The sequence below is a fragment of the Aeromonas sp. QDB39 genome, assembly GCF_027707585.1.
Lineage (GTDB): Bacteria > Pseudomonadota > Gammaproteobacteria > Enterobacterales > Aeromonadaceae > Aeromonas > Aeromonas hydrophila.
The window spans coordinates 1-20,504 of sequence record NZ_JAPCIV010000010.1; the positions used below are offsets into that span (position 1 = coordinate 1).

At 63.3% G+C, this 20,504-nt stretch carries 7 protein-coding genes; 6 read left to right on the plus strand and 1 reads right to left on the minus strand.

The annotated features are described in order from the left end of the window. Positions 1-89: 89 nt before the first annotated feature. Entirely contained in the window at positions 90-13,313 is a 13,224-nt protein-coding gene (rtxA, locus tag PG899_RS07335; protein ID WP_423244485.1) for an MARTX multifunctional-autoprocessing repeats-in-toxin holotoxin RtxA, read from the plus strand. Between the two features lie 149 nt (positions 13,314-13,462). Here the strand turns inward: rtxA and rimO are convergent, their stop codons facing one another. Continuing rightward, positions 13,463-14,791, minus strand: coding sequence for a 30S ribosomal protein S12 methylthiotransferase RimO (rimO, locus tag PG899_RS07340; protein ID WP_011705268.1), 1,329 nt, complete (start codon positions 14,789-14,791; stop codon positions 13,463-13,465). A 270-nt stretch (positions 14,792-15,061) separates the two neighbouring features. Here rimO and PG899_RS07345 point away from each other — a divergent pair, with 270 nt between their 5' ends. From PG899_RS07345 to fliG, 5 genes are all read left to right on the plus strand, one after another. Then, positions 15,062-16,153: an HD domain-containing phosphohydrolase gene (locus PG899_RS07345; RefSeq protein ID WP_179101393.1), complete on the plus strand. Its 1,092-nt coding sequence runs from the start codon at positions 15,062-15,064 to the stop codon at positions 16,151-16,153. A gap of 228 nt (positions 16,154-16,381) precedes the next feature. Further along, complete coding sequence (gene befA, locus PG899_RS07350; RefSeq protein ID WP_077096037.1) at positions 16,382-17,158, plus strand: beta cell expansion factor BefA; 777 nt, start codon at positions 16,382-16,384, stop codon at positions 17,156-17,158. A 202-nt stretch (positions 17,159-17,360) separates the two neighbouring features. Then, positions 17,361-17,678, plus strand: a complete 318-nt coding sequence (gene fliE, locus PG899_RS07355; protein ID WP_029301485.1) for a flagellar hook-basal body complex protein FliE — start codon at positions 17,361-17,363, stop codon at positions 17,676-17,678. A gap of 57 nt (positions 17,679-17,735) precedes the next feature. After that, entirely contained in the window at positions 17,736-19,448 is a 1,713-nt protein-coding gene (fliF, locus tag PG899_RS07360) for a flagellar basal-body MS-ring/collar protein FliF (protein WP_016350050.1), read from the plus strand. After that, the gene (gene fliG / locus PG899_RS07365) at positions 19,441-20,502 is read left to right on the plus strand and encodes a flagellar motor switch protein FliG (RefSeq protein WP_011705273.1); all 1,062 of its coding nucleotides are present in this window, start codon (positions 19,441-19,443) and stop codon (positions 20,500-20,502) included. The genes fliF and fliG overlap by 8 nt, the downstream gene beginning before the upstream one ends. Positions 20,503-20,504 lie beyond the last annotated feature (2 nt).

Consider the following 20,504-nt stretch of genomic DNA (forward strand, 5'->3'; position numbering starts at 1 on the left):
AAGAGGGATTTGGTGATCAGATCACCGTCTCAACCATAAGTTCAATTCAGGTCACTCTGATTTGGGAAACAACGCCCCTCGGTGGCGTCATCCATGCCTATGGTGGTGACGACACCATCAGGGTCGGTTCCATCGGCGCCACCGTCTACACCGGTACGGGCAACGACAGCGTCTATGGCGGTGCCGCCTACCTCAAGGTGGTTGACGACTCCGGCAACCTGACCGTCAAGGGGGCGGCGGGCTATGCCGACATCAGCAAGTCCCAGTCCGGCAATGTCCATTTCGCCGGCGCCAGCGGCGCCACCAACATCGATCATCAGGGGCGCGACGGCGACATCCGCTATCAGGGGGCCGCGCTGGCCAACTTCCTGACCCGCAAGGGGATCAGCGGCAACGTCAGCTTCGAGGGGGCCGGCGGCTACAACAAGCTCTGGCACCAGACCGACCGCGGCGATCTGAGCTACAGCGGCGCCGGGGCGGCCAACAAGCTGGACCGCACCTGGCACAGCCAGTATCAGGGCTCGCAGGGCAACATCCACTTCTCGGGGGCCGGTGCGGCCAACATCATCAGCTCCCAGGTGGAGTCCGGCAACGTCACCCTGAACGGCGCCGGTGCCTACAACAAGGTGTTTCGCAAGGGGCGCGAGGGGGATATCAGCTTCAACGGGGCCGGCGGCTGGAACGAGCTCTCCCGTTTGCGCAACGAGCAGGATGAGTACCTGCAGACCCGTGGCGACATCCGCTTCAACGGGGCTGGCGGCTACAACCGGCTGCTGTCGGACGTGGCCGAGGGCAACATCCACTTCAAGGGGGCGGGGGGTTACAACCATCTCTCCCGCAAGGGCTCGGACAGCGACAGCTCCCCCTTCGCCGGCGCCCGTGCCGACGAGATCGCATTGACCACCGCCACCATGGGCGGCAGCTGGATCAACCAGTCCCAGGCCGTCACGGCCATCAAGTCCAGCCTGCAGCCCAATACCTACCTGTTTGCCTTCTTTGACGGCATGTACACCAAGATCAACCGGGTAGAGCTCTCCAACGATAGCGCGAATGGTGCCCTGCGCTATCACGCCACCTCCTGGTACAAGGAGGGAAACCACCTCGATGGCTTGGCCGGTCGTCAAATTGATGCGGGCAACGGCTTCGTCTCGACGCAAACCGACGGCGCCTATCGGCTGAGCGATCTGGTGTTCGAACGACGTCAGCGCATCAAGCTGGAGGCGGTGGAAGCGGATCTGACCGAGAACAGCTGGATCAACTACGGTGGCGGGGTGAACGTGTCGGCTGCCGACGTGACGCTCTCCAGCGCCAAGATGAGCGGCTACGCCGTTTATCGGGATGGCACCAAGGTTGACGTGAACGCGGTGAAATCCCGGGTACAGGCCAATACCTATGTGTTTGCCAAGCAGCTTGGTCCCTACACCAAGATAGTGGTGGTGGAGCTGGCCAATGATCGGGAGACCGGGGCGCTCAAGTACCTCGCCAAGGCCTGGTACAAGGAGGGCAACCACCTGGCGGGGCTGGCCAATCAGGTCATTTCGGAGCGTACCGGCTTCACCTCCATGGGGACAGGGGCGTACTCCCTGAGCGAGGTGCGCTATCAGCTCGATACCGTCACGGCCGTGTCGGATCGACTGCCGGCCACCCGCGAGTTCTCCAGCCAGCTGTTGCTGCCCCGCCAGCAAAGTGGCGGCAAGAGCAAGGGCGACATCTTCTTTGACGGCGCCGGTGGCGGCAACGTCATCGAGTCCGATGTGACCGAAGGCAACATCCACTTCAACGGTGCCGGTGCGGCCAACGTGCTGATCAAGCGCGGTCAGCGCGGCGATCTGGTGTTCCGTGGGGCGGGCCTGGCCAACGTGCTGGTTCATCAGGGTGCCCAGGGGCGAATGGATGTCTATGCGGCCGGTGCGGCCAACGTGCTGGTGCGCAGCGGTGACGGCGAGTACCTGGCTCGTCTGCTGGCCTATGGCAACATCTCGGTGCAGCAGGGCCGTGGCGACAGCCAGGTGGTCATGCTGGGCGGTTACAACACCCATACCCAGCTGGGCGATGGCCAGGGCCTGTGGCTGGCGGGGGGTGGTTTCAACCTGCTGACCCAGGTCGGCAACGGCCGGCTCGATGCTCTGTCGGTGGGCGGCGCCAACGTGCTGACCAAGTTCGGTGCGGGCCAACTGACGGCCGGTCTGCTGGGCGGCGCCAACGTGCTGACTCACATCACCCAGGGTGATGAGGCTGCCGATACCCGCGCCGTGTTGCTGGGCGGTGCCAACGTGCTGACCAAGAAGGGCAACGGCAAGGTGCAGGCCATTCTGGGGGGCGGCGCCAACGTGTTGACCCAGATTGGTCAGGGGGATACCCAGGCGCTGCTGCTGGGGGCTGCCAACGTGCTGACCCGGGTCGGCGATGGCGATCTCTCTGCGGTGATGCTGGGGGGCGCCAACGTGCTGACCCATGTCGGCAACGGCGACACCCTGGGCGTGATGGGGGCCGCCGGCAACCTGTTTACCAAGGTGGGCGACGGCACGGCGATTGCCGCCATGATCGGCGCCGGCAACCTGTTTACCCAGATAGGCCAAGGCGATGCCTGGGCCCTGATGGGCGGGGTGGCCAACGTCTTCACCAAGGTCGGCGATGGCAATGCACTGGCGCTGATGGTGGCCAAGGCCAACGTCTTCACCCATATCGGTGACGGCCTGACCGTGGCGCTGATGCTGGCCCAGGGCAACCTGGCGACCAAGGTGGGCAATGGCATGACGCTGGCCGCCATGGTGGGCAATGCCAACGTCTTCACCCACGTCGGTGCTGGCGAGACCTTCGCCGCCATGCTGGGGCAGGCCAACCTGTTCACCAAGGTGGGGGATGGCCTGACAGCCGCGCTGATGATCGGCAAGGCCAACGTCTACAGCCACATCGGCAACGGCACCAGCCTGGGGTTGTTTGCCGGCGAGCTGAACGTGATGACCAAGGTGGGCAACGGCACCACGCTGGCAGCCCTGTTCGGCAAGGCCAACATAGTGACCCATGTCGGCAGCGGTCTGACCGGTGTGCTGGCGCTGGGCAAGGCAAACATCATCACCAAGGTGGGGGATGACTTCCTCGGCGCCATCGCCAAGGCCGATGCCAACGTGCTGACCCACGTGGGTAATGGCACCACTGCCGGCGTGCTGTGGGGCAAGGGCAACCTGCTGACCAAGATCGGTGACGGCACCACGGTGGGTCTGCTCATCTCCGAGGTGGGCAACGTGATGACCCACGTCGGGGCCGGCAGCACCATCGGTCTGGCCAAGGGGCGCGCCAACCTCATCACCAAGGTGGGTGACGGGCTGGTAGTACAGGGCGCCTGGGGCGACGTCAATCTGCTGACCCAGGTCGGCAACGGCGATCGTTACAGCTTCGCCAAGGGCCGCGCCAACGTGCTGACCAAGGTGGGGGATGGCCGGGAAGTGGCCGTGCTGCAAGGGGAGGCCAACCTGGTCACCCAGGTCGGCAACGGCGACGGCTACACCGGCGCCTGGGGCAAGGCCAACGTCATCACCAAGGTGGGGGATGGCCGTCAGGTCGTGCTGGCCAAGGGCGATGCGAACATAGTGACTCAGGTCGGGGAGGGCGATGGTTATCAGGCGCTGCTCGGCAAGGCCAACATCGTCACCCGGGTGGGGGACGGCATCCAGGTCACCCTCGCCAAGGGGGAGATCAACCAGACCACCACGGTAGGGGACGGTCTGAGCGTGACGGCCGCCTATGGCAAGTTCAACAACAACGTCAAGGTGGGCGATGGCACCTCCATCAACCTGGCGTGGGGTGACTACAACCTCAACACCAAGGTGGGAGACGGCCTCAACGTCGCGGTCATGAAGGGCAAGGGCAATGCCAACGTCCAGATCGGCGACGGGCTGGACATCACGGCGGCCTATGCCCGTCACAACGTGGCCATCAAGATCGGCAACGGCGATTTCTACAGCCTGGCCATCGCCAGCAGCAACACCAGCAGCAACAAGCTCGGCACCCTGTTTGACAACATCAAGCAGACCCTGCTCGGCAGCGCGGGCAACCAGGCCATCAACTATCTGGTGCAGGGGGACGAAGAGGGCCCGCTCAAGGCCCCGCAAGCGGCCAGCCTGTGCGAGGTGCAGGGACTCAGCGGCTTTGGGCTGGACGAGATTGGCGAGGTGAAATCTTCCCTGGCCGGCAGTCTGACCGGCAAGGTAAGCCAGGCCGGCGAGCGCGACGAGCAGGCCATGGACAGGGCGCTGCAGCTCGATGAGCAGGGATTGGCCCGAGGGGGTGAGAACCTCATCGTCAACGGCGATTTCGAGCGGGGCGCCCACGGTTGGCAGCATGCCAGCGCCGGCATTGAAGCCGATTTTTCCGCCGCCACCTACGGGCTGGCTGCCGACGGGCACGGTGCCCGGGTCAGTGAACTGTCGACTGACCGCAATACCCAGATTTCCCAGGATCTTGCCGGCCTCAAGGCGGGCGAGACCGTCAACCTGACATTTGATTTTGCCCGCCGGGCGAATATTTCCCTGCAACACGGCATCGAGGTGCTGTGGAACGGCGAGCGGGTGTTTGCCAGTGAAGGTGACGCCAGCAGCTGGCAGAGCAAGGCGCTGACGCTGATGGCCCGCGAGGGTCGCAACACCCTGGCGTTCCGCGGTATCGGTGAGAGCAACGGCCTTGGCTACCTGCTCGACAACGTGGTGGCCACCGCCTCTGGTAAGGCCGAGATCGGCCAAGTCAGCGCCCAGCTGGCGCAAGACGACAACGCGGCCCGGGCGAGAGGGGATCAGGCGAGTGCCGAGGCCGACAAGCAGCGGCTGGAGCAGGAGAAGGGGCAGCAGCTGGCCGCCATTGCCGGCACCCAGGCCCAGCTGGAGGCCACCGATCAGCAGAAGCTGGCGCAAAATGGCCAGGATCAGCGTGCCGCCATCGAGGCAGAATCTCGCGACATGACGGCGCAGCTCGATACGCTGGCGCGCCGCTTCGAGCAGGTCAGAGCATCCGACGCGGCGAGCGAGCCGTCCGGCCAGCACTGGCGCACCGGCTTTGCCGACCGCCTGCTGAGCACGGTCCAGGAAGATCTGGACGATGCCGGCAACACGGCCGGCACGGCGATCGCAGAGGCCAGATCTCGCCATGAGGCGCAGCACCAGCAGCTAGACAGCGCGCTGGCCAAGTCCAAAACGGGTCAGCAGCGCAGCGAACAGCTGCAGGGTGACGCCGAGGCGGCGGGCCAGCACAGGGCTGCGCAGGCAGAACAGCGCCGTCTCGACGCGCTGGCTCGCCAGGGAGAGGCGACATCGCGGCAGCAGCAGGGCGAAGCGAGTGCCAGCCAGGCACAGCTCGCCGGCGAGCAGGCGGCCAGTCAGGCCGGCTTGCAGGCCAACCAGGCCAAACAGAATGCGGCGAGCCTCAAGCAAAGCGGCGACAAGCCGACCCGCCAGGGCGTTCAGTCCGACCCGTCGACGGCAGCCGGGCAGCCCCTGTTGCAGACCGGCGAGCTGGATGTGCCCGCTGTCGGTACCTTGTCGGCTCCTGATGAGGTTCCGCCTTCGGCCATCGACACCGCCACCGGACTGAGCGAGCAGGAGCAGTCCGCCCTCGACGGAGCGCTGGCGGCGGTCAACCGGCTGCAGGTCAATGCTGGTTCCCGTCAACCAGTGGCACGACCGATAGCCCCGACTCCAACGCCGACCCCAACACCGACCGAGGTGCAGCAGGAGGCGCAGGCGACAGCCACGGCGACCAAACCGGTGCAGCAGCATGAGGTACTGGCCAAGGCGGCCGTGGATCTCACCGGTCTGCATGGCCCCCGCACGGGCAGCAAGGCCGTGCCTGAGTTCAGCAGCCACTTCGACGGCTCTTCCATCGGCATCGAGAACGAGCTGACTGGGCTGGTGGTGGCGTTGCCGAAGAACTCGGCACAGAAGTTTGGCTATGTGCACGATGCAGCAGGCAACCCGCTGTTCATGCTGACCAAGGACATGAACCAGGGGGGGTACACCAATCCCGCCGGGATCAGCGATGTCAAAGGGATCAACCAGTGGCAGACCCATACCATCGAGCTGGTGACCTATCCAAGCGAGATGCAGGATCAGCAGGCGGTGGAAGCACGCAAGGAGGCCATGCTCTGGCTTGCCAGAGAGTTCACCCAGCACATCAGCCAGACCAATCATACCAGACTGTCCGATCTCGTGAGCGAGGATGGCCGTTTCACCCTGGTCATCTCCAATGCCAACCACGTGATCGCTGCCGGCAATGGCGCCGCCCGTGACGGTCAGGGGCAGACTATCGGCATGACGCCGAGCGGCCAGCAGGCAACCGTGGCAGTCAGCGCCAAGGCGTTTGGTAGCGGCTCTTCCCAGGAGATCCGGCTGCTGGAGTCCGCTCCCTGGTATCACCCCGAGCTGAAGGAGCTGTTGCTGTCCAACACGGCCAATGTGCAGTGGGAAGATGCGGCCACCGCACAGAATGTGTTTGCCTACCTCACTTCCATTTATGGCAAGACGGCCGATCTGGCCCGGGAATACGGCATTCACATCAATGACTGGGATCCGCTGGCCGAGGGGATCACGCCCAACGCCCAGGGGTTGACCGATCCCAAGGTCAAGAATGCCTGGGAAATCTTGCCAAGAACCAAGCCGGTGGCCATGTTGGCCCTGCTCAGTGCCCATGACCGCAAGCTGGTGTCCGAGCAGATCCTGGCGACCCTCAAGTCGGCCTATTCGCCGGCGCTGGCACAGAACATCTATGACTACTTCAAGTTTGGTGGCGAGGTGGCCGGGCATGGCATCAACAATGCGACCACGGGGGACAGCAAGCACCCCGAGCTGGCCATCCTGTTCGAGTTCCGCCAGGTACCGAACGAGCTGAGCCAGTTTGTGCCGAAGTCGGAATCGACCGCCAGGGTGGAGGTGAAGACCCTCGACCAGTTCGACCCGGTCAGTCGTCGCACCATAGTGGCGGCAGTCAACAATCTGGTCGAACAGAGCGCGGACTTCGACAGCTGGTATCAGGCCTATCGGGAGCGCCAGGGGCTGCCACCGGTCAAGAATGCCAAGAAGGTGGCCTCTGCCAACCACAAGGCCGAGTGGGTGATGGCCAACCATGCCGAGGCATGGAGCCAGCTCACCGCCGAGCATCAAGCAGAGGTGACGAGCGGACTGCAGGCCCTGGGCGGCCACAAACCGGGAGACCAGAGCCCGGGCGTGGCGAATGCCGATACGGCCCCGCTGGACCACCCGGTGCGAGGACCGGCCGTCGCCGTTCCCGAGACCGCCGGTTTTGCCTTCCAGCTGCTCAAGAGCGGAGACAATGGCTTCATTGACTCCACCCGTCGCCAGCTTGGCAAGCTCTCCATCGATCTGCCAAGCGAGCGCCTCAAGGCGGTGCGTGAGGCCGTGGTACGGGTGCAACAGCAACCATCGGAGGCGAATCTGGGGCTGCTGGAACAGAGCCTGACCCAGTGGCAGACGCGTGACCCGAAAGAGTTTGCCCGACGCGGCGAGCAAGTGAAGGCGCTGCGTTTCGAAGCGGCATCCTTGCTGAGCCACACGTTTGCCTCCCGAGCCAAGAGCGCTGGCGTGTACGGACTGGCCTTGCCGCCGGAGCATGCCGCCCGTTTTGAAGATCAACTGGTGTTCGATGGCATCGGCCGGATTATCGGTGCCGTGGGCGAGCTCAGCGCCACCGACATCGCCAAGGTGAGCGAGCTTGGCATCCGGTCGCTGACCGAGACCAACTCCCGCGCCGAGCGACAGGCGCCGCGCACCGAGCATGACAGTCTGATCGCATTTGCGCACCATCTGAGCCAGTTCGACACGCCGCAAACCCGTCAGCTGGCCGCAGAGATCAAGTCCCTCTGGCTGTCGGGCGACGTGCGGGGGCCGCGCACCATCGCCCTGTTTGAAACTGCCAGCAAGACGTTGGGGGATTATCCGCAGTTGCAGGTGCTGGCCCAATCCCTGCTGGCAGATGCCCAGCGCAGCAAGGCGACCGGCCAGTACATCGACAACCTGTTTGGCCGTCGTTTCGATTCGGAGATCGCTCATGGGCTGGTGACGGCCCCATCGCAGGCCGCGCTCGATACCTCGGCACAGCTGGGATCCAAGCTGGTGAAGGAGTTTGATGACTGGATCCAGACACTGCAACTGGATGAGGCCACCCGCACCCAGCGCATCGACAAGAAAATGGCGGCATTCGCCGAGGCCATCAAGAAAGACACCCGCCCCTGGTTCAGCCGGGTGCCCAGTCTGACCGAGTTCCTGGCCGAGCCTACCTTTGCCAACTTCAAGCAGATGATGACCCGGGTCGACAACGGTTTCGATGTCATCAAGGTCCCCTTCCTGGCGGTGAAGATGGCCACCCACCCCGAGCTCGGGATGGACACGGCCAACTGGAAGAGAGAGGGCGATCGCTTCTACGGCAGCGTCATCACCAAGGCGCGCTCGACCAGTACCGAGGTTGCTTCGGCCAAGGACGGTCTGTTGCAGGTCGACCTGCCTGGCCGTACCACCAGCGACTATGGCACCGGTCTGCACTACCAGCCCGGTGGTGACAAGTACGAGGATTTCCTGAACGGGCGCAGCGTGGCGGATGGCCGCATCCTGACACCGGGCAAGGAGACCACCTTTGAGCGCAATGCGCTGGACAAGGGGCTGTCCGTGGTGACAGGCGCTTCCGGCTCGACCAACATCATGGTCCACCTGAACAACTATCTGGCGGCCAAAGATCCTGCTTACTCCCCAAGCCAGGCTTACCTCAACACCCTTGCCTTCCTGGTATTCGATGGTGGTCACTCGGTGAACGAGAGTCTGGCGGTCTATCGGGCGCTGCAGGAGAGCGGGGATGCGCGCAAGCAGGTGCTGGAAAGCTATACCGCCAACTACCGGGATCTGGTCGATCTGGCTGGCGAAGACAGCAAGGCGTCGGTACAGGCTGCACTCGATGGTGCCTTCGGCCGTACTCTCGAGTTCTATCAGCAGCATGCCTATACGGCGCAGCTCGATGAGCTGGTCGCTCTTGGCACGCCACGCAAGGGCGATACGCTTGCCGATGGCGAGCTGCCAGCAGGCTCCGGCAAACCCGTCTCCGTGGCGAACGATGGTTCGGCCCCGCTGGACAAGCAGCCACTCAATCCGCTGACCCGCTTCCTCAATGACAACCTCTACGGTACCCGCGATGAGCGGCGCCAGGTGGGCGACATCACCCGCCAACTGCTCGACCATGCGGTGAGCAAGGGCGAGGCCGAGCAGGTGACCCTGCAAGGGGATGCCGGCCGTCTGTCTGGTTACCTGCACAAGGGGGCCGAGCGGCCAGGGACGCCGCAGGATGGCAAGCCCGAGGTGGTGCTGTTCCTGCACGGTTCGGGTTCTTCCGCCGAGGAGCAGGCCGATGCGGTTCGCAGCCACTATCAGAAGCAGGGTGTCGACATGCTGGCGGTCAACTTGCGTGGTTATGGGACCAGCGATGGTGGACCCAGCGAGCAGGGGGTCTACCAGGATGCCCGCACCATGTTCCGCTATCTGGTGGAAGAGCGTGGGGTGGCGCCTGGCAAGATCCTGATCCACGGCTACTCCATGGGCGGCCCCATTGCCGCCGATCTGGCCCGTTATGCCGCCGAGCAGGGCAAGCCGGTGGGCGGGCTGCTGCTCGATCGCCCCATGCCCAGCATGAGCAAGGCTATCACGGCCAACGAGCTGCCCAACCCGGGTGGTCTGGTGGGGGCGATCGCCAAGGCGATCAACGGCCGTTTCTCGGTGGAGAAAAACCTCGACGGCCTGCCCAAGAGCACGCCCATCATGTTGCTGACCGACAACGAGGGGCTCGGCAGTGAAGGAGAAAAACTGCGGGCCAAGCTGGCGGTGGCCGGTTATCAGGTCAGCGGTGAACAGACCTTCTATGGCCATCTGGCCAGCAACCGCCTGATGGGTCAGTACGCCGAGCAGATTGTTGGCGGCTTGTTGAGCCGCACGCCGGCGGCGCTGGATGGCGCGGATCAGCCGGTTCGCAACCAGCGGGTCGAGCAGTGGCAGCGACCTGAGGTGGCGCCGGGCAGTGAAGGGGGTGAGACCCGCTTCACCAGCCAGATCATCATCCAGACCGAAGATGATCTGGTGGCCGCCAAGGCCGCGGCCAGCCTGGCCGGCAAGCACCCCGACCGCAGTCTGGTGGTACAGCTGGATGCGGATGGCAACTATCGGGTGGTGTATGGCGACCCTGCGCAACTGGCCGGCAATATCCGCTGGCAGGTGGTGGGGCATGGCCGCGATGCGGACGGGCAGAACAACAGCCGTCTCAGCGGCTACAGCGCCGACGAGCTGGCCGGGCATCTGCGCCGCCTGGGCGATCGCCTGCAGCAAGAGGCTGGCGTGACCACCAAGCCGAGCCACATCAGTCTGGTAGGTTGCTCCCTGGTGAGCGACGACCTGCAGACCGGCTTTGCCCGCCGCTTCATCCAGGCGCTGGATGGCGAAGGGATCCGTACCCAGGTCTCGGCCCGCAGCAGTGAAGTGGCGGTCGATCAGGGCGGGCGCAAGCATACCCGCGATGAGGCCGATGTCTGGGCCCGCAAGGTGGCTGCCAACAAGGTGGTGCTGACCCTGGATGACGCTGGCGAACCTGTGGTGCACAACGAACTGGTGCGCGGCGGTGTGGCTGAAGGGGATATCGTGCTGGCCAAGGTGGGCGAGGGTGACGGCGAGAGTCGCGTCCGTGGCACTATCGCCGACAATGACGAGACCTTCGTCGCACCCAACAAACAACGTCAGCCGGAAACGGCCTCGAGCCAGGCCGACAATGCGGTCAGCTACTCGGGCAACATCCAGGTCAACGTGGGGGATGGCGAGTTTACCGCCCTCAACTGGGGGACCACCAACCTGGGGGTCAAAGTGGGCACGGGCGGCATGAAGTCGCTGGCCTTCGGTGACAACAACGTCATGGTGCACATCGGGGATGGCGACAGCAAACACAGCGTCGACATCGCCGGCTACCGGGCGCTGGAAGGGGCCCAGCTGTTCGTGGGGCAACGCAACGTCAGCTTCAACCTGGGGCGCAGCAACGATCTCATCGTGATGCTGGAAAAATCCATCCCCACTCCGCCGCTGGTCAACCCGTTTGGCGGGGCGGCCCGCATTGCCGGCGCCCTCCAGCCGATCGCCGGTGACGGTGCCAAGCCGGATTGGGTGGCCAGCCAGTGGGATCAGTGGACCCTGGCTGGTGCCAACAAGTTCGTGGCCGACATGGCCGGTCTGGATCAGACCAGCAGCGTCGAGTACGGCTCGCTCACGCGTCTGGACAGCGACCATGAGCGCAGCAGCCGCGGGCTCAAGAGCGATCTGGAGGCAACCCTCAACAAGGAGTTCAACAAGCGGATCTCGGGCGGCGGCCAGGGCGAACAGGGACCGTTGAGCCGAGCGGACAAGCTGCGCCAGGCCAACGAGAAGCTGGTCTTCAACTTTGCCGTGGCCGGTCAGGGGGCCGATATCCAGGTCACCACGGGCAACTGGAACTTCGTGTTCGGTGACAATATCCAGGCGATCCTGGACACCAACTTGGGTTCCCTGTTCGGGCTGATGACCCAGGAGTTCACCGCCAGCGGGCAGGCGAAAACCACCTTTACCTTCACCCCGACCGATCTGCCGCGTCAGCTGCAGAACCGGTTGCTGGGTCGCCTGGCAGGGGTGGGCGCCGATACCACGCTGGCGGACATCTTCGGCGTGGATTACAACGCTCGTGGTGAGCTGGTGGCCCGCGATGGGGCGGCCATCGATGCGCCGGCTATGTTGCAGGAGATGCTGGGTGTCATCGCCGAGTTTGGTGGCGATCAGCTCAAGAGCCTGACCGATCCGGCCAAGTGGGTCGAGCAGCTCAAGGCCGGGCTGGATCTGGGGGAGGATGCCCTCAGCAGCTTTGCCCGCAGCCACGGCCTGCAGGACGAGGCTCCCGAGGAGGCCAAGTCCGCTGCCTTGACGGTGCAGCAGGGTAACGACGCCAAGCCGGCGGCGCTGCCGGCCGCCACCGAGGAGCGTGCCTTCGGCTTCAATGCGCTGAGTCTGCCCAACCTGTTTGCCACCCTGTTCAACCGGGACAAGCAGGCGGAGGTGGTGGCGCTGGCCAGCAACCTCAAGCAGAACCTGACGGCGGACCTGCTCAACATGAAGGAGCAGACCTTCGACTTCCTGCGCAACAGTGGTCACCTGCAGGGGGATGGCGACATGCATGTCTCCCTTGGCAACTACAACTTCAACTGGGGGGGAGACGGCAAGGATCTGGGGGCCTACCTCGGCGACAACAACAACTTCTGGGGTGGCCGCGGAGACGATGTCTTCTACGCCACCGGGACCTCCAACATCTTCACCGGCGGTGCCGGTCAGGACACCGGGATCATGATGGGTCGGGAGAACATGATGTTCGGCGGGCAGGGTGACGATGTCGCCGTGCTGGCCGGTCGTGTCAACCGTGCCTTCATGGGGGAGGGCAACGATCAGGCCTTCATCTTCGGAGAAGAGGGCATAGTGGAAGGGGGCGCCGGCCAGGATTATCTGGTGACCTCCGGCAACTACAACCAGATCGATGCCGGCGCGGATCAGGATTTCACGGTGACCATAGGTCATCACAACCAGATCCGGCTCGGTGAGGGCGACGACTTTGCCATGGTGTTTGGCAATCACAACCGCCTGCTGGCCGAACATGGCAACAACCAGGTCAAGCTGATGGGCTATCACGCCACCATTCTGGGTGGTGACGGCCAGGATCGGTTGATCTCCGATCAGGTCGCCAAGTTCAGCCAGCTCGATGGCGGCGCCGGCGATGACCTGCTGGTGCTGGGCGGTTACCAGAACCAGTTCAGCGGTGGCACCGGCGTCGACAGCTTCGTGTTCAGTGGCGCCGTGATAGAGAACCTGGTGCAGGACATCGGTAAGGAGGACTTCATCGTCTTCAACGACGTCAGCTGGCGGGATCTCTGGTTCAAGCGCAGCGGCTACGATCTGCAATTGCTGGTCAACCGTCACACCGACGGCACCAGCGAGCAGGGCAAGTTCGAGCAGCTGGGCAGTGCCACCTTCAGCAACTACTTCGCCGACAACCGGGCCCAGCTGGTGATCGGGCTTGGCGAGCAGCAGGCTGACGGCGAGCGCAGCTACAGCGCGCTCTCCCATCAGGCGGTGGACAAGCTGATCCAGGCCATGAGCAGCTTCGCCCCCGAAGCGGGCGACATGGGCCTGCTCAACCGGCTCGACAGCCAGGCCAACAGCCTGGTGCAGTCGGCCTGGGGTGATGTGATCCAGGGCAAGGGCCGGGTCGCCTGAGCGACCTGACTCCCATCCCGTTAGGTAAAAACCTGCTCTTCGGAGCAGGTTTTTTTTATGCCTGTCGCACCCGAAGCGGGCGGCGCAGGCACCAACAAAAAAGCCAGTCAGGGTCACTGACTGGCTTTTTTGTTGGCGCTTGTCGGGGATCAGTCGATGAGACTGGCCCACAGGTCGTACTCGTCCGCTTCATCGATGCGGACCTTGACCATGTCGCCGGGCTTGAGGCCGGTTTCACCGTTCAGGTAGACCAGGCCGTCGATTTCGGGGGCATCGGCGGCGGAGCGGCCAGTGGCGCCCTCTTCGTCCACCTCGTCGATCAGTACCAGCATCTCCTTGCCGACCTTGCGGGCCAGCTTGCGGATGGAGACCTGCTGCTGCAGCTCCATGAAGCGCTGGAAGCGCTCTTCCTGCACTTCTTCCGGCACCGGATCCGGCAGCTCGTTGGCCTTGGCGCCTTCGACCGGGCTGTATTTGAAGCAGCCGACCCGATCCAGCTCCGCCTTGTCGATGAAGTCCAGCAGCATCTGGAACTCTTCTTCGGTTTCGCCGGGGAAGCCGACGATGAAGGTGGAACGCAGGGTGATCTCGGGGCAGATCTCGCGCCACTTCTGGATCCGCTCCAGGGTGCGCTCGACGGTGCCCGGGCGCTTCATCAGCTTGAGGATGCGCGGGCTGGCGTGTTGCAACGGGATGTCGAGGTAGGGCAGTACCTTGCCGTCGCGCATCAGCGGGATGACGTCATCCACGTGCGGGTACGGGTAGACGTAGTGCAGGCGCACCCACATGCCGAGCTTGGCCAGCTCTTCGCACAGGGCCACCATGCTGGTCTTGACCGGCATGCCGTCGTAGAAACCGGTGCGGTGCTTGACGTCCACGCCGTAGGCGGAGGTGTCCTGGGAGATCACCAGGATCTCTTTCACGCCGGCCTCTTTCAGACGCTTGGCCTCGGCCAGCACTTCGCCGATGGGACGGCTCACCAGATCCCCGCGCATGGAGGGGATGATGCAGAAGGTGCAGCGGTGGTTGCAGCCTTCGGAAATCTTCAGATAGGCGTAGTGGCGGGGGGTCAGCTTGACGCCCTGAGCCGGCACCAGGCTGGTGAAGGGGTTGTGGGTCGGCTTCTCGACGTACTTGTGCACGTGGCCCAGCACCTCTTCATAGGCGTGGGGGCCGGTGATCTCGAGCACCTTGGGGTGGATCTCGCGGATCTGGTTCTCTTTGGCACCGAGGCAGCCGGTGACGATCACCTTGCCGTTCTCGGCCAGGGCCTCGCCGATGGCTTCCAGGGACTCCTGTACCGCGCTGTCGATGAAGCCGCAGGTGTTGACCACCACCACTTCCGCATCGTCATAGCTGGGCACCACGTCGTACCCTTCGGTACGCAGCTGGGTCAGGATGCGCTCGGAATCGACCAGATTTTTGGGGCAACCCAAGGAGACGAATCCTACTTTGGGGGCCTGTTTTGTGTTGGACATCGCTCAATCACTCTTAGGTGGCTCTAGTTTTAGGGCGCGGATTTTACCGGAATGGCTAACCAAAAACTATACAGCCGGCACGGCGGAATCGAACAATATCTCCGGCGAGGCAGGATTGTGCCAAGGCCGGCCCGTTTTGAGCCGATACGGGCCGATGGCGGCACCCTTGCCCCGTCAGTTCGCTGGCTGTTGAGTTTCAACTCAATTTTGCGAGAGCGGGAAGACGGGTGTCACTATACTCCCTGCAGGCAGACTGGAAGGAAGGACGGGATGGATAGCTCATTTGGCGAGAGAATGCAGAACGTGCACGCCACGCTCAGGCAGCGGTTTGACAAGTTGAGCCGGGTTGCCATCGCGATTTATGACCAGCACACGGACAGGCTCAAGACCTTCGCCCACAGCACCGAGGGAAGTTCCCCGCTGGTGCAGTACGAGGTCAAGCTGAGCGACGTCCCCTCCCTGCGCTATCTGGCCGAACATAAACAGCCCCGCGTGCTCGACACGCTGGATTCGCTGCTGGGCTCCCCCTCCGAGCACAGCCGCAAGCTGCTGGCGGCCGGTTATGAATCCAGCTACACCGAGCCGCTGTTGTTCAACAGCAAGCTGTTCGGTTTTCTGTTTTGCGATGCCAGGGAGCCTGGTTACTTCGACCCCGCCATCCGCGGTGAACTGGCGGCATACGCCCAGATCCTGGCGGCCATCATCGCGGTGGAGTTTTTCTCGATTCAGACCCTGAGCGGCGCGCTTACCACGGCGCGGGAGTTCAGCCGCTACCGGGATGAAGAGACTGCCAATCACCTGCACCGGATGTCGGCCTATTCACGGCTCATCGCCCGCGCCGTGGCCACCCGTTATCCCTTGAACGACGAAGAGGTGGAGTTCATCTATCTCTTCTCCGAGCTGCACGACATCGGCAAGATTGCGGTGCCCGACGCCATCTTGCTCAAACCCGGCAAACTGACGCCAGAGGAGTACGGGGTGATGAAGATCCACCCGCTCAAGGGGCGGGAGATGATCGCCCTGATGATCAGCGAGTTTGGCCTCGACGGCATCCATCACACCGACATGCTCAAGAACATCATCGCCTACCACCACGAGCGCTTCGATGGACAGGGTTATCCGGAAGGATTGGCGGGGGAGGCGATCCCGCTGGAGGCACGCATCGTCGCGGTGGCCGACGTGTTCGATGCACTCACCAGCGAGCGGCCCTACAAGCAGGCCTGGACGTTCGAAGCGGCCTTTGCCTACCTCGAAACCCACGCCGGCAGCCAGTTCGACCCCGCCTGCGTCGCCGCGGCGCTGTGCAACAAGGAGGCGTTTCGCGCCATCCATCAGCAATACCGAGAGCCCGCCGCCAGCTAGGCTGCGGGCCTGGTGTCATGGCTTGCGCTGCCTCGTTTTGCCCTGTTGCGACTCTGCCCGAGATAGAGTGAGAGCTGCGGCGGGCTTTGCCCCGTCGAGGCCGTCAATGGGATGGAGCCCATCATGACGAGCGTCACTGATTGACCCGCCTCGTGCCCTTGGGCTTATCCGGCTTAGGCCAGATCTGCTACTGTGACCATCAACTCATCACAAAGGGTGGAGCACAGCATGAAGATTCGATTCCTGGTGATAGCAACGACCATGGCGCTGGCGTCGGCCCCCAGCCTGGCTGACTGGGCCAAGGTGAAGGCGGCCGCGAGCGAGCTCGGCAGCGCGGTGAGCGACACCAGCAAGGAGGCGTGGCAGAGCGTTACCGACTTCTCCAAGGCGACCTGGGCATCGGTTTCCCAGTGGGGCTCGGAGGCGTTCAACACCGCCGGCGCCTGGACCGACAAGAGCGTGGCCACCGGCAAGGAGTGGCTCACGGTGGCCGACAAGAAGCTCGACGAGATGCTCGAGCCCAAGACGGCCGACGAGGCGCGGCTTGCCCTCGATACCATGGCCGACACCGCCCTGGTGCGGCTGTTCAACCAGCAACCCTCGGCCAAGCTGTTGTTTGACAAGGCTTATGGCTATGCGGTGTTCGACTCGCGCAAGTTCTCCCTGATGCTGCACACCAACCAGGGGGCCGGGGTGGCGGTCAACCGCACCAGCGGCAAGCACACCTACATGAAGATGTTCGGTGCCGGGCTCGCGGCCGGGCTCGGTGGCAAGTTCTACCAGCAGGTGATCCTGTTTGAAGACAAGGCCAGGTTCGATGCCTTCGTGAGCCAAGGCTGGGAGGCCACCTCCGAGATGGGGGCCGTGGCGGGCAAGGAGAGCGCCGAGTTCAGCGCCAAGTACAACGGCGGCATGGCCATCTACCAGATCGGCGAGAAAGGCTTGCTGCTCGATGCCAACATCTCTGGCTCCAAGTACTGGGTGGACAAGGATCTGACCCGCTAGTCACCCGCTTTCCGGCCTTTTCCGTCGGCCCGCATCTTGCTGGCTGACGGGAAGGCCTGCTACTTCGCAAATAATCTGCCCTCGCATCGCCTGTTACGGGCTGCTTGCCCCCTCTCATCCCGCTTGCCTGGTGGTTTTCTACTTGTTGGCACCCTAATTGCTTACACCCTGACAGCGTCAATGATTTGTCTGGGGATGGAATATGGAAATTAGTGCAAGCAGCCTGATGCAAGAGATGCAGGCTCTCAAGGTCGAAGCCGGCGCCACGCCGCTGACCCAGCCCGGCCGCCAGGTCACGTCCGACTTTGGCCAGTTGCTGCAACAGGCCCTTGGCAACGTCAACGAGTTGCAGGGGGCCGCCAACGATCTGCGTACCCGTTTCGACATGGGCGACAACTCGGTTGACTTGTCCGAGGTGATGATCGCCGGGCAGAAATCCTCCATCGCCTTCGAGGCGACGGTGCAGGTACGCAACAAGATGGTTGATGCCTACAAGACCATCATGAATATGCCGGTATAAGCGCGCTCACCATGGCAACTGAACATCATGAACATGTCAGCAATAAGGACATAAATCGTGGCTAATGACCAAAACGGCGAACTGCTGATGAACGATGAGGGCAGTGCCGCCCTCGATGAGAATGAGCAGAAGAGTTCAGCACTCGGCTTTCTGTCCAACACGGATGTGCTGCGTCAGATCACCCTGATCCTGGGGTTGGCCATCTGTCTGGCGATCGCCGTTTTCATCCTGCTGTGGGGCAAGGAGCCGGACATGCGGCCCCTTGGCACCTACACCACCCAGGAGCTGGTCAAGACCCTCGACTACCTCGATCAGCAGAAGATCCCCTATCAGGTGGATGGCAAGAGCGTGCTGGTCAGTGCCGAGAACTACTCCAGCATCCGGCTGGCGCTGACCCGTGCCGGCCTGGCCAACGCCACCGACACCACCAGTGACGGGGAAGACATCCTGCTCAAAGATTCCAGCTTCGGTGTCAGCCAGCGCATGGAGAGCGAGCGCCTCAAGCTGAGCCGCGAGCGTCAGCTGGCCAGCGCCATCGAGCAGTTCCAGAACGTGGCCAAGGCCCAGGTGCTGCTGGCCATCCCCAAAGACAACGTGTTTGCCCGCAACGAACGCAAACCCAGCGCGACCGTGGTGCTGAGCCTCAAGGGCAATGCCCTCGGCCAGGGGGAAGTGGACTCCATCGTCGACATGGTCGCCTCCGCGGTGCACGGTCTGGAGCCGACCCGCGTCACCGTGACCGACCAGAACGGCCGCCTGCTCAACTCCGGCTCCCAGGATCCCGTCTCTGCCCAGACTCGCAAGGAGTTTGCGATGCAGCAGAAGCAGGAGCTGGAATACAAACAAAAAATTGACGCCATCCTGATCCCGGTGCTCGGCGCCGACAATTATACGGCGGAGGTCGATCTCTCCCTCGACTTCTCCCAGCAGGAGCAGACCCGCAAGACCTACAACCCGGACTTGCCGGCGGTGCGCTCCGAAATGACCATGGAAGAGAACAGCGCCAACGGCAGCAACGGCGGCGTGCCCGGCGCCCTCTCCAACCAGCCGCCTGCCGCCTCCAACATTCCGCAGCAGGCGACCGGCCCCAATGCCGAAACGACCGCCTCCTCTTCCGGCCGCTCCCGCAAGGAGGCGACCCGCAACTTCGAACTGGATACCACCGTCAGCCATATCCGGCGCCAGATGGGTGGCATTCGCCGCATGACCGTCTCGGTGGCGGTGGATTACAAGGCGTCTACCGCTGCCGATGGCAAGGTGACCCGCGAGCCTCGTACCCAGCCCGAACTCGATACCCTGCGCCGTCTGCTGAGCGGTGGCCTTGGCTTTGATGTGACCCGTGGTGATACTCTGGAGGTGGTCGCCATCCCGTTCAACCGGCCCGAGCTCGAGAGCGTGGCCGAAGCGCCGCTCTACGAGCAGCCCTGGTTCTGGCGTGCGGTGCGCATCGCCGCCTCCGTGCTGGTCATCATAGTGTTGATCGTCACCGTGGTGCGGCCCATGCTCAAGCGCCTGCTCTATCCGGATGCCAAGCCGGAAGGGGAACTGGACTTCGACAACCACACCGTCTTGGGTGGGGATGACGAGCTCAGCCTGCTGGCGGCTCAGGCTGAATCCGAGCCGGTGTTCGGGGTACGTGATGGCCATCTGAAACTGCCGGATCTGCACCGTGACGAGGACTTGCTCAAGGCGGTACGTGCGCTGGTGGCGAACGAACCGGATCTGGCCGCACAGGTCATTAAAGAATGGGTAGCGAACAAAGATGGCTGACGAAAACAAGACACAGGTCACCGGCAATGACATCACCGACAGTCAGCGCCAGATCCTGGATCAGATGAGCGGGATGGAGATGGCGGCGGTATTGATGCTGAGCCTCAACGAAGAGGATGCCGCCCAGATCTTCCGCCATCTCGAGCCCAAGCAGGTGCAGCGGCTCGGCATGTCGATGGCCTCCATGTCGGATTTCAGTCACGACCGGGTGGCGGCGGTCCACCGTCAATTCATCGACGACATCCAGAAGTACACCAACATCGGTATCGGCAGCGAAGACTTCGTGCGCAAGGCGCTGGTGGCGGCCCTTGGCGAAGACAAGGCCAGCAACCTGGTGGACCAGATCATCCTGGGTTCAGGTGCCCGCGGCCTCGACTCGCTCAAGTGGATGGATGCCCGCCAGGTGGCCAGCATCATCCAGAACGAACACCCGCAGATCCAGACCATCGTCCTTTCGTATCTGGAGCCGGAACAGTCGGCCGAGATCCTGAGCCAGTTCCCGGAACAGGTGCGTCTCGATCTGGTGATGCGTATTGCCAACCTGGAAGAGGTGCAACCGGCGGCGCTGCAAGAGCTCAACGACATCATGGAGAAACAGTTCGCCGGTGCGGCGGGTGCCCAGGCAGCCAAGATGGGCGGCCTGAAGGCGGCAGCCAACATCATGAACTACCTCGACACCAACATCGAAGGACAGCTGATGGACTCCATCCGCGAGTCGGACGAAGAGATGAGCCAGCAGATCCAGGATTTGATGTTCGTGTTCGAAAACCTCATCGATGTGGACGATCGCGGCATCCAGACCATGCTGCGGGAAGTGCCGGGCGATCTGTTGCAACGGGCGCTCAAGGGCTCCGACGATCAGATGCGCGAGAAGGTATTCAAGAACATGTCCAAACGGGCCGCCGAGATGCTGGCGGACGATCTGGAGGCCATGGGGCCGATCCGGGTCTCCGAAGTGGAAGCGGCCCAGAAGGAGATCCTCTCCATCGCCCGCCGTCTGGCGGATGCCGGCGAGATCATGCTGGGTGCCGGTGGCGGCGAGGAGTTCCTCTGATG

Coding starts and splice junctions, on each gene's coding strand:
- rimO (WP_011705268.1), bottom strand. CDS start 14,791: ATGTCCAACACAAAACAGGCCCCCAAAGTAGGATTCGTCTCCTTGGGT.
- befA (WP_077096037.1), top strand. CDS start 16,382: ATGAAGATTCGATTCCTGGTGATAGCAACGACCATGGCGCTGGCGTCG.
- PG899_RS07345 (WP_179101393.1), top strand. CDS start 15,062: ATGGATAGCTCATTTGGCGAGAGAATGCAGAACGTGCACGCCACGCTC.
- fliE (WP_029301485.1), top strand. CDS start 17,361: ATGGAAATTAGTGCAAGCAGCCTGATGCAAGAGATGCAGGCTCTCAAG.
- fliG (WP_011705273.1), top strand. CDS start 19,441: ATGGCTGACGAAAACAAGACACAGGTCACCGGCAATGACATCACCGAC.